The 14,519-nt window shown below is 54.3% G+C and carries 11 protein-coding genes; 7 read left to right on the top strand and 4 right to left on the bottom strand.

Annotated features, from left to right (window positions below; all coding sequences use genetic code 11):
* Positions 1 to 276: 276 nt before the first annotated feature.
* Positions 277 to 963, top strand: coding sequence for a leucyl/phenylalanyl-tRNA--protein transferase (gene aat / locus AC0J4F_RS18885; RefSeq protein ID WP_473024327.1), 687 nt, complete (start codon positions 277 to 279; stop codon positions 961 to 963).
* On the opposite strand, the gene AC0J4F_RS18890 is transcribed toward aat, so the two are convergent.
* The 3 genes from AC0J4F_RS18890 to AC0J4F_RS18900 all read right to left on the bottom strand — a co-directional run bounded on the left by AC0J4F_RS18890 (position 960) and on the right by AC0J4F_RS18900 (position 4,125).
* Entirely contained in the window at positions 960 to 2,651 is a 1,692-nt protein-coding gene (locus tag AC0J4F_RS18890) for a hypothetical protein (RefSeq protein ID WP_473024328.1), read from the bottom strand. The genes aat and AC0J4F_RS18890 overlap by 4 nt on opposite strands.
* Positions 2,652 to 2,833: 182 nt before the next feature.
* On the bottom strand, positions 2,834 to 3,220 hold the full coding sequence (locus tag AC0J4F_RS18895) for an NADH:ubiquinone oxidoreductase subunit NDUFA12 (RefSeq protein WP_133950189.1): 387 nt from the start codon (positions 3,218 to 3,220) through the stop codon (positions 2,834 to 2,836).
* Between the two features lie 215 nt (positions 3,221 to 3,435).
* Positions 3,436 to 4,125, bottom strand: a complete 690-nt coding sequence (locus AC0J4F_RS18900; RefSeq protein WP_428526161.1) for a response regulator — start codon at positions 4,123 to 4,125, stop codon at positions 3,436 to 3,438.
* 641 nt (positions 4,126 to 4,766) lie between these two features.
* On the opposite strand from AC0J4F_RS18900, the gene AC0J4F_RS18905 reads away from it, so the two are divergent.
* On the top strand, positions 4,767 to 8,435 hold the full coding sequence (locus AC0J4F_RS18905; RefSeq protein ID WP_473024329.1) for a vitamin B12-dependent ribonucleotide reductase: 3,669 nt from the start codon (positions 4,767 to 4,769) through the stop codon (positions 8,433 to 8,435).
* 14 nt (positions 8,436 to 8,449) lie between these two features.
* A complete protein-coding gene (locus AC0J4F_RS18910; RefSeq protein ID WP_473024330.1) occupies positions 8,450 to 10,165 on the top strand; it encodes an AIPR family protein in 1,716 nt (571 codons plus the stop codon).
* A gap of 5 nt (positions 10,166 to 10,170) precedes the next feature.
* On the opposite strand, the gene AC0J4F_RS18915 is transcribed toward AC0J4F_RS18910, so the two are convergent.
* On the bottom strand, positions 10,171 to 10,470 hold the full coding sequence (locus tag AC0J4F_RS18915; protein ID WP_473024331.1) for a hypothetical protein: 300 nt from the start codon (positions 10,468 to 10,470) through the stop codon (positions 10,171 to 10,173).
* Between the two features lie 44 nt (positions 10,471 to 10,514).
* Here AC0J4F_RS18915 and AC0J4F_RS18920 point away from each other — a divergent pair, with 44 nt between their 5' ends.
* The 4 genes from AC0J4F_RS18920 (at position 10,515) to AC0J4F_RS18935 (ending at position 14,511) form a co-directional block, all read left to right on the top strand.
* The gene (locus AC0J4F_RS18920) at positions 10,515 to 10,928 is read left to right on the top strand and encodes an antitoxin Xre-like helix-turn-helix domain-containing protein (protein ID WP_473024332.1); all 414 of its coding nucleotides are present in this window, start codon (positions 10,515 to 10,517) and stop codon (positions 10,926 to 10,928) included.
* Positions 10,929 to 10,931: 3 nt separating this feature from the next.
* Positions 10,932 to 11,624, top strand: coding sequence for an RES family NAD+ phosphorylase (locus tag AC0J4F_RS18925; RefSeq protein WP_473024333.1), 693 nt, complete (start codon positions 10,932 to 10,934; stop codon positions 11,622 to 11,624).
* Positions 11,625 to 11,876: 252 nt separating this feature from the next.
* Positions 11,877 to 12,692 carry a type 2 periplasmic-binding domain-containing protein gene (locus AC0J4F_RS18930; RefSeq protein WP_133950197.1) on the top strand — a complete coding sequence of 272 codons (816 nt, stop codon included), beginning with the start codon at positions 11,877 to 11,879 and terminating at the stop codon, positions 12,690 to 12,692.
* Positions 12,693 to 12,921: 229 nt separating this feature from the next.
* Positions 12,922 to 14,511: a cation:proton antiporter domain-containing protein gene (locus AC0J4F_RS18935; RefSeq protein WP_473024334.1), complete on the top strand. Its 1,590-nt coding sequence runs from the start codon at positions 12,922 to 12,924 to the stop codon at positions 14,509 to 14,511.
* The last annotated feature ends 8 nt before the right edge of the window (positions 14,512 to 14,519 follow it).

Genomic DNA, 14,519 nt, shown 5'->3' on the forward strand with positions numbered 1-14,519 from the left:
GCCCCTTATTCTTTGCAGGGGTCAGCGCCAGTCCCGCCGTTCGGTGCTCACCACTATCCACTTTCCGACATGCAGAACACCGTGTGCGTGGACCCAAAAACAGAATTGCCGGTTGAAGATTCGATTTTCGGTGTTTCCAAAACCCTTGAACTCGAAAACACTACATTTGAAAGTTGGGGGACCATGCCCCAATTTGTTATAGAGGCGGTTTTCCCATAACGCTGTCTGTACCGGGATTCTTTAAGCCAGTCCCAGTGCGAGGAACCAAGAGGATCCATGGCAGGATACCAGAACGACGTCATCTTCGAGATCACGCCCCAGGTGCTGCTGAAAGCCTATGCTTGCGGGCTGTTTCCGATGGCCGAATCTGCCGACGATCCGGGCTTGTTCTGGCTGGAGCCCGAACAGCGCGGCATCCTGCCGCTCGATACTGTCCATGTTCCGCGCCGGTTAAAACGCACAATCCGCAACGACCTCTTTGAAATCCGCATCAGCACTGATTTTCAGGGCGTCATTGACGGCTGTTCCGCGCCCATGCCGGGCCGGCAAAAGACCTGGATCAACCGGGAGATCCGCCGGCTCTACGGCGAGCTGTTTGAGATGGGCCATTGCCACACAGTCGAGGCCTGGCAGGACGGGGATCTTGTGGGCGGGCTCTACGGTGTGAGCCTCAACGGTGCTTTCTTCGGAGAAAGCATGTTCTCCTTCAAGACGGATGCATCAAAGGTCTGCCTGATACACTTGGTGGCCCGGCTCAAAAAGGGCGGATACACGCTTCTCGATACACAATTCGTCACCGGCCACCTTGCCAAGTTCGGCACACTCGAAGTTCCGAAGGATGAATACAACGTCCTTTTGAGCTCCGCCCTCCAACGGGAAACCGACTTCTACGCGCTTTCCACAAAAGCAACCGGTGCTGACATCCTCAGCATCCTGGACGGCCAAACAGACGCGTCCTTCTAGACAAACCCGATAATCGTTTCAGTGAGGGCCTTGTTTATTTCAGCCTGCGCGCCATCCATGCTGGACAGAAAAGCTGGCGTGCTGATGGGAATGCTGATGGTGTAGTTGGATGCGGTCGCAAAGCCGTTACCACTGACATAAACACATGCGCAGTTCATCTCGTTTGTTGCTTCTTGACTGGAAGTGAGCTGCTCATTTTCCTCACTATAGGAAAATTTGTATGAGCAATTGCTGCCACCTGCAACCTGCTTCAAGACGAACAAATCACCGTCCTGTTTTGCTACCCTGAATGGCAACTGCACATCGTGAAACTGCCCCAGATCCGCACCACCGGGGTAGACATCATTGTCTCCCCTGTTCCCCAGGCCAGCAACAGTGATCACAGGATTTCCCGGATTGGCGACCAGCTCCACTTCGATGTAGCCGCTTTTTCGCAGAACTTTCAGTGTACTGACATTGTCGTTGTTTGTTTTCGTGGAGGTCAGTTGCATGCCGTACTCTCCGGTAAAGTAAGAGAACTGGACAATCGTCACGGCATCGACCAGCGGCGTCGCCGGAAAGCTGTTTGCCACATAACACTCCGCCGGAACGGTCAGCTGCACACTGTCGGTTTGTTCGGTCGTGACGGCCAATTCGGTCTGGTGGCTCTCCATTGTTTGCTTCGTGTAGGAAAACGGCGAGCCGATCGTGAACAAGTCTCCAATTCCCACCTGCGGGATGCTGTATTGCTTGGACTTGGTTTTCTGAAAAATATCGATGGTGCCGTTTTTCCGGGATTCTCCATGACCGAAGGTACAGGTCATTGACAGGCCGGACGGGTTTTTCTTGAACGGGATTTGAAAACTGAGGCCTTCCAGGTTTTCGAACATCCCGGAAATCATGTTTTTGATATCGACCACAGAAATCAGGCTGAAGTTGTCCAGGTAACTCCGGGTTTTGCCAACAAAACTGGAATACCGGATATTGATGACGTGATTGCCTTTGCCGTCCGCTGCCGACAATTGCAAACCGGTGTCGTTGATCGACCAGTACATGTAGTAGTCGTTTTTTCTGGGGGCGTTGAACGTTGAGACGGCCCTCTCAACGGCGGTAATCATTTGCGTAGGATCTTGCCCGACCGCTGGAACCGCGAGGGCCGTTGATGAAAATGTGCCGGATGCCGCCGCGAGATAAACGTACTTGGCTTCGTTTTGCTGGTCCCGGCCGATGACCAAAAACGCGACGAGCCGGGTCCCATAGCGGTCCTGCGTCTTGCCTTCCGATTTCCGTGTTGTGCAATAGTAGGTCCGCAGTTCCGTGATCTCCAGAAACTCCAAGAGATTGAGAGCGGGCGCGCCGAGTACAACATCTCCACTCTCCGTTTCCAGACCAATCTGGAACTTGCTGTTCTGCGCCCCGGTCGCCTCCATCGCCCGAAGCGGATAGACGTCCGCTGGATCCTTGTTTTTCTTGAAACCGAAACTGATTGTTTGCAGCTGCGCTGCCAGTTCAGGGGCAACCATTGTCCGTGGGCAAGGCCGGCCGCGTAGCGCTGTCAGATTTTGGGCATGGGCTTGGTTGTCCGACAAAGCCGCCGTGTCCTGAAGACCTGCCTGTAGTTTTTCTCGTATGCCGACAAAGTCTGCATTGACCTGTTCGACCTGCGGGTTTGCTTGCGGATCTGTCAAACGGGAGTAGGTGATGATCATGCGGATTGCCCTCGAAATCAGAAGAGATGTCCGAAAGACGCATGACACGGCAATTTGTGAGCCAGTTCGTTAAACCGGGTCCAACACCAACCTGCTTCAACCGAATGGCGGCACGCTTCCAAACGGCCAAACGAAAAAGGACCCGCGTCAGCGAGCCCTTAAAAAACAAATAGGTACCTGGCTTACTGGCCCGGCGTCCACGCCTGATAATCGCCGGTAACTTCGGGGCGTTTTTCCGGCGTCAGGATCGAGCCGTGAGGGCGATAGGCTTCCGGTGTGCCGGTATGATTGGCCTCGTGCGGCTTTTGCCAGCTCTTGGCGTGATAGTTTTCATCGACCGGCGCCGTGTCTACACGGTGATGCATCCAACCGTGCCAGCCTGGCGGAATGCTCGACGCTTCCGCGAGGCCATTGTAGATAACCCAGCGCTTCTTGCCGTCGCGTTCCTTGTAGTACTTGTTGCCGAACTCGTCTTCGCCGACAAACTCACCCTTCCGCCATGTGAAGAACCGCGTACCCATTGTATGGCCGTTCCACCAGGTGAAGATTTCAAGCAGAAGTTTTTTCATGGCCCTTGAAAGGTCCCTTGATCTCAAGTCGCATCAACAAAGGCTTATAAGCGCCTTCGGAATTTTGCCGGACTATGGCGTCAAGTGCCGCTGCTGTCCAGTGCTGCATTGCCGCAAGCCCCGGAAATTCGACGAATCGCAACAGGGGTCATCAACCCTACCCGTCTTTGCAACTCTTCCGGCTGGAAAGGTTTGGCGGTCTGCAACGGCAAACTCTACGCCGATCTGCCGTTCCTGATATGGCGCGAAGCGGCTGACTGTTTCTTTGCACGCTGCGCAAACCCGCGTCCAATGATTTTTGGTTCCTCGGGCTGCTGCTTCTTCTTGTCGAAGGCTTCCTGAACCACGTCGTCGACTTCGGCGCGTTTTTGGACAGCTGTCCTGTGGTTGACCCGGGCGGCAGCAAGCGACTTCATCTTCTCCGCCTGCTGGTCCATTAGCTTCTGGATGCCATAGATGTTGTAGAAACCGGAGTTCTCAAGAACCATCGGCCGATCGTCATGAAGCACCCACTCGATTCGCTTGTGGAGCGTCGACGGCGACAATGGTTTGACCAGTACATGATGCGCCCCTGCCCTCAGAGCCTTGTCGACAAGCGGTCGTGTGCCGTGGGCGGTGATAAAGAGAATCGGCACGAAACACAGCGGTTCCATGTGCTTGTGCCGGATGAGGCGTAACAGCTGATATCCGGTGGTCGGGGCCATGCGCCAATCTGTAATGATCAGATTGGGCGGTTCGGCAAGGCTTGCTTCCAGAGCATCATCGACCGAATCAAATGTGCGCACCCGCGCAACCTTGAAGCTCAAAAGGGTCGAGCGCAGGATGGTTTGCATCGGTTTGCTGTCTTCAACAACAACAACGTCAATGTCATCCATCGCCAAGCCAAAGGCAGCATGATGTTTCATAAAGGCGGTCCTCGATCCCTTGTGCAGGATCACTAAACCAGACCGGGCTTAAACCGCGTTGAAGTGCACTGATGCCATTTTCTTAAAAGTTTCATAAAATTTGAGCTATCTTCATCCACAGACTTTGCACGGCCGATAATCAAGGCTCTTTGCCCCTTTCGGCAGTTTCCCGGGGCCACCGGAGTGCCGGAGTGCCAAGGTCCCCGCTATCCACATAGACACACAAGATTTTGCGCTTGCCCACAACATGAGCACTACCTGTTGTCGTCAGCGGGTTGACCTTAAGGATTCATTTACTTTAGTTTCCTAATCATTGCGATGTGCGTAATCGGAGGCTCTCCCGGGCGCTCCGGTCATCCAGAAACACCAGTCTTAAGCGTACCCGTACAGGATTCGAAAGCTCGATCCTGAGCGCGGTTTCGTGCGTCCTGCTTCTGGCTACATGTCGTGACAAACCTGTTGATGAATACTATATGTAGTGGATCATTAGCGAAAAGGCGCTAGATACAGACATCCAGTCTGTGACATACAGGCTCAAGACCCGGCGGCAGAGGCCAGTTACGACACCACGCCGGGCGCATGTGGAAATGATCAATCGGTTCGGGGCGAACCGTCGGGGATTTTAAAGGGGACTTGAGAAAATGCGGATCGAGCGGCGCTACACCAAGGAAGGCCAATCGCCTTACGCCAGCATAGACTTCCGGACAGCAACCAGTGAAATCCGGAACCCGGATGGATCGATTGTTTTCCAGCTGAAGGACATTCAGGTTCCGGCACAATTCTCTCAGGTCGCATCTGACATCCTCGCTCAAAAATATTTCCGCAAGGCAGGCGTTCCGGCCAAGCTGAAGCCGGTGGAAGAGAATACGGTTCCTTCGTGGCTGTGGCGGCAGGAAGCAGACGAGAAAGCTCTAGCGAAACTTCCCGAGGACGAGCGCTACGGTTCTGAAATGGATGGCCGCCAGGTTTTTGACCGGCTGGCCGGCACCTGGACCTACTGGGGCTGGAAGGGTGGCTACTTCGACACCGAAGCCGATGCCCAGGCCTTCTTCGACGAGCTGCGCTACATGCTCGCGACTCAAAAAGTCGCTCCGAACTCCCCGCAATGGTTCAACACCGGCCTTCACTGGGCATACGGCATCGATGGCCCCAGCCAGGGCCACTACTATGTCGATTTCCAGACCGGCAAGCTGACCAAGTCCAAGACCGCTTACGAGCACCCGCAGCCGCATGCGTGCTTTATCCAGTCCGTTGGCGACGACCTCGTCAATGATGGCGGCATCATGGACCTGTGGGTGCGTGAAGCGCGCCTCTTCAAGTACGGCTCCGGCACCGGCTCCAACTTCTCCCATGTCCGCGCTGAGGGTGAAAAACTCTCCGGCGGCGGCAAGTCTTCCGGTCTGATGAGCTTCCTGAAGATCGGTGACCGGGCCGCGGGTGCCATCAAGTCCGGTGGTACCACCCGCCGTGCGGCGAAGATGGTCGTGGTCGACGCTGACCATCCGGACATCGAGGAATACATCAACTGGAAGGTCAAGGAAGAACAGAAGGTGGCGGCCCTCGTGACCGGCTCCAAGATCTGCCAGAAACACCTGACCGCCATCATGCGCGCTTGCGTCAACTGCGAAGCGGACAACGGTGACTGCTTTGATCCGGCGAAAAACCCGGCTCTGAAACGCGAAATCCGTGCCGCCAAAAAGATGATGGTGCCGGAGAACTACATCCAGCGCGTCATCCAGTTCGCCAAGCAGGGCTTCACCAAGATCGAATTCCCGACCTACAACACGGACTGGGATTCCGAAGCTTACCTCACCGTTGCCGGCCAGAACTCCAACAACTCCGTCCGCGTCACCGACGGCTTCCTCAACGCTGTTGTCGAAGACAAAGAGTGGGACTTGACCGCACGCAAGACCGACACGGTCCTGAAAACGGTCAAGGCAAAGGAACTTTGGGAGCAGATCGGGTACGCAGCCTGGGCATCTGCTGATCCGGGCCTTCAGTACCACACCACCATCAACGACTGGCACACCTGCCTTGCCGATGGCGAAATCCGCGCGTCGAACCCGTGCTCGGAATACATGTTCCTGGACGACACGGCCTGTAACCTGGCGTCCTTGAACCTGATGCAGTTCCGCAATGAAGACGGTTCGTTTGCCATCGACAACTACGAGCATGGCGTCCGTCTGTGGACCATTGTTCTGGAGATCTCGGTGCTGATGGCGCAGTTCCCGTCCAAGGAAATTGCCGAGCTGTCCTACAAGTTCCGGACACTTGGTCTTGGCTATGCCAACATCGGCGGCCTTCTGATGACCTCCGGCATTCCATACGACTCCGACGAAGGCCGCGCCATTTGTGGTGCCCTCACCGCGGTCATGACCGGTGTGTCCTACGCCACTTCTGCCGAAATGGCCGGAGAGCTCGGCTCCTTCCCGGGCTACAAGAAAAACGCCAAGCACATGCTGCGCGTCATTCGCAACCACCGCCTTGCTGCCCATGGCGAAGCTGGTGGTTATGAGGGTCTGAACACCAATCCGGTGCCGCTCGACCATGCGTCTTGCCCGGAACCGATCCTGATCGACCGCGCCACGAAAGCCTGGGACCGTGCTCTGGAGCTCGGCGAGAAGAACGGCTTCCGCAACGCCCAGTCCACCGTGATCGCCCCGACCGGCACCATCGGTCTGGTCATGGACTGTGACACGACGGGTATTGAGCCGGACTTCGCTCTGGTTAAGTTCAAGAAGCTCGCAGGTGGCGGATACTTCAAGATCATCAACCGTGCGGTTCCAGAAGCCCTGCGCAAGCTCGGCTACTCGGAAAGTGAAATCGGCGAGATCGAAGCCTACGCCGTTGGCCATGGCTCCATTGACCAGGCACCTGGCATCAACCCGGCCGCGCTGAAGACCAAGGGCTTTACCGACGAAAGCCTTGCAAAGCTGAAAGACGGCATGAAGTCCGCTTTCGACATCAAGTTCGTCTTCAACCGCTGGACGCTTGGCGACGATCAGATGAAGGCACTCGGCGTAACCGACGAGCAGCTGGAAGATCCGGAGTTCGAACTTCTGTCGTTCCTTGGCTTCTCCAAGGCCGACATCGAAGCTGCCAACACACATGTATGCGGTGCGATGACCCTGGAAGGCGCACCGTTCCTCCGGTCAGAACACTACCCGGTGTTCGACTGCGCCAACCCGTGCGGGCGCATCGGCAAGCGTTTCTTGAGCGTTGAAAGCCACATCCGCATGATGGCTGCAGCCCAGCCATTCATCTCCGGCGCGATCTCCAAGACGATCAACATGCCGAACGATGCGACCGTTGAGGACTGTAAGGAAGCTTACATGCTCTCCTGGAAGCTGGCGCTGAAAGCCAACGCGCTTTACCGCGATGGCTCCAAGCTGAGCCAGCCGCTCAACTCCCAGTTGCTCAGCGACGACGACGACGAAGCCGAGGATGCGGCGGAAGAAATCGCAGCCCTGCCGGCAGCTGCGAAGGCAGAGGTCGTTGCCGAACGCATTGTCGAGCGGATCGTGGAACGTGTGGTGCGCGAGCAGGAAAAACTGCCGACCCGCCGCAAGGGCTACACCCAGAAGGCAAAGATCGGCGGGCACACCGTGTTCCTGCGGACCGGCGAATATGAAGATGGCCGCCTCGGTGAGATCTTCATCGACATGAACAAGGAAGGCTCGGCGCTGCGCGCGTTCATCAACAACTTCGCCATCTCCGTCTCGCTCGGCCTGCAGTACGGCGTGCCGCTCGAAGAGTATGTGGACGCCTTCACCTTCACCAAGTTCGAGCCGGCCGGCATGGTCCAGGGCAACGATGCGATCAAGAACGCAACGTCGATCCTCGACTATATCTTCCGCGAACTGGCCGTGTCCTATCTCGGCCGCCACGAACTGGCCCACGTCCCGCCGGAAGTCTTCAGCGGTGACAAGGTTTCGGCTGGTACCATGAAGGACAAGAAGGACACCGGCATGGTCTCCCATGGCCTCGTCCGCGGTCAGACCGAGCGGTTCCGCCTGGTTTCCGATGAGCCGGCAGGTGAAGTCACCCAGGCGATCACCGCAGAGCTCGCCGGCACCCCGGCAGCACAGACATCTGCCGTCGCAACGGCCTTTGCCCGTGGCGCGGAAGCGGCGGTTGCCGTGGAAGTCTCCCCTGCCCCGCAGGTCAAGACAGCTGCCCAGCAGATCGCCCAGGCCCGGATGAAAGGCTATGAAGGCGAAAGCTGCGCGGAATGCGGCAACTTCACCATGGTGCGCAACGGCACCTGCCTGAAATGCGACACCTGCGGCAGTACTTCCGGATGTAGTTAACACAGGAGGAATTTTTGATCCTCGCGAAGTCCCAGGAAGATAAGCCCACAATTTCTGATTTCGGGCTTCTTGAAGAAAAAATCCGCGGCTGCGAGAGCGCCGCGGATGAAAAATTGCCTGAAAACAAACGGCGGTCTCACGCATTTTCGCGTCTAGTTCTTGAGACCTTTTTTCATCTTTCTGCTGATGAAACAGATGAGTTCATAGTAGATGGCGGAAACGATAGAGGCATTGATCTAATTTACATAGATCACAGCAATAAACGAATAAATATTGGCTCTTGCAAAACTGTATCAAATTACAAAAACTCTCAAAAAAATTTCCCCGCTGACGTAGTTAACTGCATTACTTCTTTCATCGATGACCTGATGCATCATCGGGATGAAATGCTTGATACAGTCAATGGTGCACTGGCTTTAAAAATCCGTCAGATTTGGGAAATTTTTTCGATCGATCGATACGAGATCTCTGTTTATCTTTTTTCAAATCAATTGAATCTTAGCTCCGAACCGAAAAAACGTTTAGTCGACGCGCTTGCCCGGTATGAAGTCAAGCTCTACGAAAGCGGACTATTCGATCTCTGCCACGGTTTAGTACGTCAAGCTAAGCCGCGCTTTACCAAATCACTAACCCCAATTTCCGAGGGCATCAGAGCACCTCATAAAACCCTGACACTCAGCGGGGTTGAGTGCACAATTTCATTGATGGAACTAGTAAAATTCTGCTCCACAAAAAACGGCAACTTCGATGATCGATTAATATGGGAAAATGTTAGGTACTTCCTAGGCATCGAGAACGAGGTAAATCGTGAGATCAAGGAGAGCCTTCTCGCAGGTGACGTCGGGGAGTTTTGGTTTCTAAATTCCGGTGTAACCATTGTATGCGATCAGATCTTATCGATGACAAACGGGTGTCACCCGATCAGAATGGTTAACCCTCAGGTTGTGAACGGGTGCCAAACGGTCTCAGTGATCCATTCGGTTGCAGAAGGCACGATTGCAGACCTATCCACTGGAAGTATTAGAGCCAGAATAATTCAAACCACCGATCCCGAATCGATAAAAAAGATTGCGCGCGCAAGTAATCTTCAGAGTAGGATAGGTCTAAGAGATTTGCGCGCCAACGACGACTTCCAGATTCAACTGGCTGAAGAATTACGGTCTTACGGAATTTATTACATAAGAAAGAGAGGTACTAACAAAACGCCCAGCGGCCTCGTACCAGTGGATGCACTGAGAGTCGGCCAAATGCTACTTGCATATACTTGCAGCGAACCAACTAAGGCAAAGACAAATTCTCAAGATATATTCGGAGAATTCTATACCCAAGTCTTTGATCCGTTTCGAGTAGATGCGAAACTAGTCATGGCTATGTTGAAAATCTATAGAGAAATTTCCAATAGGCGCGAAAAAGCCCTTGCATTGCAGAAGTCACTAGCCAAAAACTCTTTCGAAGAAACTTGGCTGGTAGAAGGTCATTTTCACGTGTTGTTTGTCGTTTCCGAATTAATGAAACGTCAGAAAGTTAGCCTGTCTGATTATGAAGCCGGATTAAACTTTCTCGATTCTGCAGTGGAAATAGTAGATGAGTTTTCAAAAACAGCGAACAAAGCTGCGTACAGAACATTCCGATTAGTAAATTCAAAACCAGAAATTCTGAAAATTCTGGATAGGCATTCTGGGCCCACTGGAAATATTTCTGGTCAGCTTGATTGGCTTACGGACATATAAATAGCTTAAAATAGTTTCTTTTCATTTTGTACACCGCTCTTTTGAACTACTGGTAAGTATATTCGGAATTCATTTGATTTAAAGTCTACCTTGCTCCGCAGGTCAAGACAGCGGCCCAGCAGATCGCCCAGACCGGCCACCGCCGCTCCCGGCGCCCAGAACAAAAAACCCGCCCATCGGAGACGATCGGGCGGGTTTTGTTTTTTGAGATTCAAATGCTGGACGCGCGATGGGGATCGATCTCCCATGTGAATAAAAAGAGCAGTTACACCGGCGCTCTTGAAATCAGGCAACAGGATTGTCATTTGACATATATACGATAAAATACCGTCAAATGATGGAGTTTGAGTTGAGCTTGCAACCGATAACATCGACGCCAGCGCACGCACAGAACCCGGTCATCACGGACGATGAAGCCGGCGCGTTGGCGCGCGCGACCGTCAACCTCTTCAAGGCCTGGGGCTTGAGCGATGCGCAATCCCGCACGCTGCTGGGCGACATGTCACAAAGCACATGGGACCGGTGGAAACGCGGCGACATCGGCCGCGTGGACCGGGACCGCAAGATGCGCATGGCGCTCCTGATGGGCATACACAAAGGCATCCGCCACCTCTTCAACGAGCCAAAGCGCGGATACGCCTGGGTGAAGAAGGAAAATGACGCTTTTGAGGGCAATTCTGCCCTTGATGTCATGCTGCGCGGTGAAATGTCCGACCTTGAAAGCCTGCGCCGCTGGCTGAACGCCGAGCGCGGGGTTTGGTAGGCCATGCCGTACATCCGGCGCGTAACGTGGGCGCGGACCTTTCGCATTATCCGCTCCCTCTACCCTCCCATTGATTTGTTTGAAGACATCGCCGCCCCAAAAGACTGGGAAGCTCTGGCTTCGGTCGAGGCAAAAACCAACCCGCGCGTGCGCGGCGAAATCGGCGACCTTGGCAAAGTCCCGGTTCATCGACGCGTTTCCGGTCCCGGCGCCAGCTATGTCATGGCACCGTTTGTCCATTGCTCTCCGCTGAGGCCCGGCCGGTTTTCCGATGGCAGCTACGGGATCTACTACGCGGGCAATTCAGAGAACGTGGCTCTCGCGGAGACAATTTATCACCATGCAAGGTTCATGGCCTCAACACGCGAGGACGCCGGATGGACGTCTCAGTTCCGGCTTTTGGTCGGGTCTGTCGACGCGGACCTGACAGACGTCAATGATGTGCCGGGTGCCCTTCATGCCTCAGATTATGGCCTCTCCCAGAAGGCAGGCGCCGAAATCCGAGCCTCAGGCAACGATGGCCTTATCTGGAACAGCGTCCGTTGTGCAGGCGGTGAATGTTTGGGGGCGTTCTGGCCGGACGTGGTTTCGATCCCTGTCCAATCCTCGCACTTCAGCTATCACTGGAATGGAGACCGGGTTGATTTCGTCAAACGCCTGGACACTGGGGAAGTCTTAGAAGTGACAGACCCGTGAAGTTTCCCGGACGAAACCTGCCATCATTTGCTTGCGATATTGGCAAATCATTTTGCCTAAAATTGGTGCTTTTTACACCCAGAGTAATGTATTTTTAAAATACACGCAGCTTTTCAAATATCTGCCCCGATGATTTCTTCAAATTAAACGACTTTGTGACGCCGATATTATTTACTTTTTAAATCTCAGACTTTTAACTTCTACAGGTGTTACCGGGTAATGCTTCCATAGCATGGTTGGATAAAGCAGTAGATGTCAGATCCAAAAGCAGTGAAGCGGATTGCGAGGGGCTTGTCCCGTCGATGGCGAGCGGTTGTTACCGCAGGTTTGCTTCTCACAGCGGCAGCGTCTTATAGGGAGCCTGTTCAAGCCGAGACCACATTTCCAGAGCTCAAGCTTCTTTCCGAAGACTGGAAGCCCTACCACTATGTCGAAGATGGCGTGGTCAAAGGTCAAACAGCCGATCTCTTGGACAAGATCCTTCAAAAAGTCGGGTCGACCCAAACTCGAGAGGACATTGTATTCCTTCCCTGGGCACGAGCTTTTCACCAAGCTCAGATTGATGCAAATACGGTTCTGTTCTCCACCGGCCGCACGCCCGAACGGGAACGCCTTTTTAAATGGGCGGGCCCGATCCTCAAATTCGACTCCTATTTCATCGGCAAAAAGGAGCGGAATTTCGAAATCGAAAAGTCAGAAGACCTCCATCAATACAAGGTCGGCGTCGTAATTGATGGGGCCAGTGCGGTTTTTGCAAAGCGGCACGGTATTCCGGAAGAAAATACGACGTTCAACAGCCAAGGCATTTTTAATGTCAAAATGCTGGCCGCCGACCGGATCGACTTCATCCCGATCCAGTGGAAAAACTTTGCAAGGCTCGCGGCCAAGGCCGGAATAGATCCCGCCGAGTTCGAACCGGTGTTTCTGGCAGATACTGTAAGTCTGAACTTCGCCTTCAATCTGGAGACGGCCGATGGCGTCGTTGACCGTTTTCAAACAGCACTCGAAGAGGTTCTCGGGCTTCAAGAACAGGCCAAAGGTGAGACACCCACACGCGAAGTGAACTGACGGGTTTGCTATCCCTTACAGTGTGACGCGTCTTTGTACCCTTTGTCTTCTCGTCACTGAAGGCAAATCCAGGGGCCTGATGTCTTTCAATTTGAAAGACCAAGTTATCGGTTCGAAGTCACGCCCCCGGACCCAGTGATTGAATCGACCCAAGACGATTGATGTGCGCAGGGAATCGCCCAAGAATTGACGACTACCGTTAGGGCACGAACCAACAGGTGAGACCGGCATGCACTTTGAAGTCTTTGCGATCGGAACAGCGTTCGTGTTCGGGCTTGCTGTCCGGCAGGTCGGCCTCCCGCCGCTTGTTGGCTTTCTGGCCGCTGGCTTTTTCATCAACCTGATCGGACCGCGCTTTGGAATGCCGGGCGAAACGGGCCCAATCCTTGATTACGTCGCCGAACTCGGCGTTTTGATGCTGTTGTTCACCATCGGTTTGAAGCTGAAACTCAGGCAGATAACCGAACCGCAAGTGGTTGGCGGCGCGCTGATCCATTTTATCGTGTCCATTGGCGTGTTCACACCGATCATCTGGCTGCTCTTCACATCCGAATGGATGGGTGCGCTGCTTGTTGGCATCGCCCTCGCCTTTTCCTCCACCGTGCTCTCGGCAAAGATCCTTGAGGCCAAGCGCGAGCTCGGCACATTTCATGGGCGGACCGCCATCGGCATCCTGATCGTGCAAGACATTATCGCGCTGGTGGTTTTGGCAATCTTTGCCGGAAAACTGCCTGGTCCCTGGGCTCTTTTGATTTTCGCAACGCCTCTGCTGAGGCCGGTCCTGTTCAAGTTGCTGGATCTTGCCGGGCACGACGAAGTCTTGTTGTTGACCGGCATGATGCTCAGCCTGGTCATCGGCGGTGTCGGTTTCGAGATCATCGGATTGAAAGGCGAGATCGGTGCGCTCGTTATGGGGCTTCTGCTCTCCGGTCACCCCCGGGCAGGTGAATTGTCCAGCTCACTTTGGGCGCTCAAAGAAGTCTTCCTGATCGGCTTTTTTCTATCGATCGGAATGTCCGGGCTCCCGGACTCGAATGCGATCGTCTTTGCGTTGGTTCTGGCAGCACTGTTGCCCTTGAAGGGCATCCTGTTTTTTGCCGTCCTGATCGCTTTCAAACTCCGGGCAAGAACCTCCTTCGTCACGGCCTTGTCGCTGACAGCTTATAGTGAATTCGGCTTGATCGTCGCGGCCGGGATCCCGGCCGCTCAGGACTATCTCGTCCCTCTTGCGATTGCTGTGTCGGTGTCTTTCCTGATAGCCGCGCCCCTCAATCGCTTTGCGCACCAGATTTTCGAACGGTTCGAACCTCAATTGCAACGGTTTGAACTGTCGACGCGTCACCCGGACGAACAACCCAAAGACCTTGGAGACGCGGATATCCTGGTATTCGGGATGGGGCGCACCGGGACCGCCGCCTACAATGCTCTGATTGAAAAAGAGCACCGCCCCATTGGTTTGGATGCAGACATTTATAAGGTCCAGGGCCATGCGGAAGCTGGTCGCAATGTCATCTTTGCGGACGCAGAAGACAGCAATTTCTGGAACAGCGTCGACCTCAGCAAAATCACCGCAGCAGTTCTGGCAATGGATGATCTTGAGGCCAAACTGATCGCAGCACGCATGCTGCGGGCCAGTGGCTTTTCCGGCACGATCGTCAGCCATGCCCTGCATGCCGATCACGTGGCTCAAATCACCGAAGCCGGGGCCGACCAAACCTACCTGACCATGCAGGAAGCCGGGCAAAGCCTTGCCATCCATGCCCTTGAAACAACCGGTTCCGAAAACTCGGCAGAGGGAGAGAAGGCAGCACCGGCCTAGTCCCCCGC

Source organism: Roseibium sp. R5 (assembly GCF_055755305.1).

Bases quoted from the DNA above. Each gene is read 5' to 3' on its own strand.
- aat (WP_473024327.1), top strand. From the start codon at position 277: ATGGCAGGATACCAGAACGACGTCATCTTCGAGATCACGCCCCAGGTG.
- AC0J4F_RS18890 (WP_473024328.1), bottom strand. From the start codon at position 2,651: ATGATCATCACCTACTCCCGTTTGACAGATCCGCAAGCAAACCCGCAG.
- AC0J4F_RS18895 (WP_133950189.1), bottom strand. From the start codon at position 3,220: ATGAAAAAACTTCTGCTTGAAATCTTCACCTGGTGGAACGGCCATACA.
- AC0J4F_RS18900 (WP_428526161.1), bottom strand. From the start codon at position 4,125: ATGAAACATCATGCTGCCTTTGGCTTGGCGATGGATGACATTGACGTT.
- AC0J4F_RS18905 (WP_473024329.1), top strand. From the start codon at position 4,767: ATGCGGATCGAGCGGCGCTACACCAAGGAAGGCCAATCGCCTTACGCC.
- AC0J4F_RS18915 (WP_473024331.1), bottom strand. From the start codon at position 10,470: ATGACAATCCTGTTGCCTGATTTCAAGAGCGCCGGTGTAACTGCTCTT.
- AC0J4F_RS18925 (WP_473024333.1), top strand. From the start codon at position 10,932: ATGCCGTACATCCGGCGCGTAACGTGGGCGCGGACCTTTCGCATTATC.
- AC0J4F_RS18930 (WP_133950197.1), top strand. From the start codon at position 11,877: ATGTCAGATCCAAAAGCAGTGAAGCGGATTGCGAGGGGCTTGTCCCGT.
- AC0J4F_RS18935 (WP_473024334.1), top strand. From the start codon at position 12,922: ATGCACTTTGAAGTCTTTGCGATCGGAACAGCGTTCGTGTTCGGGCTT.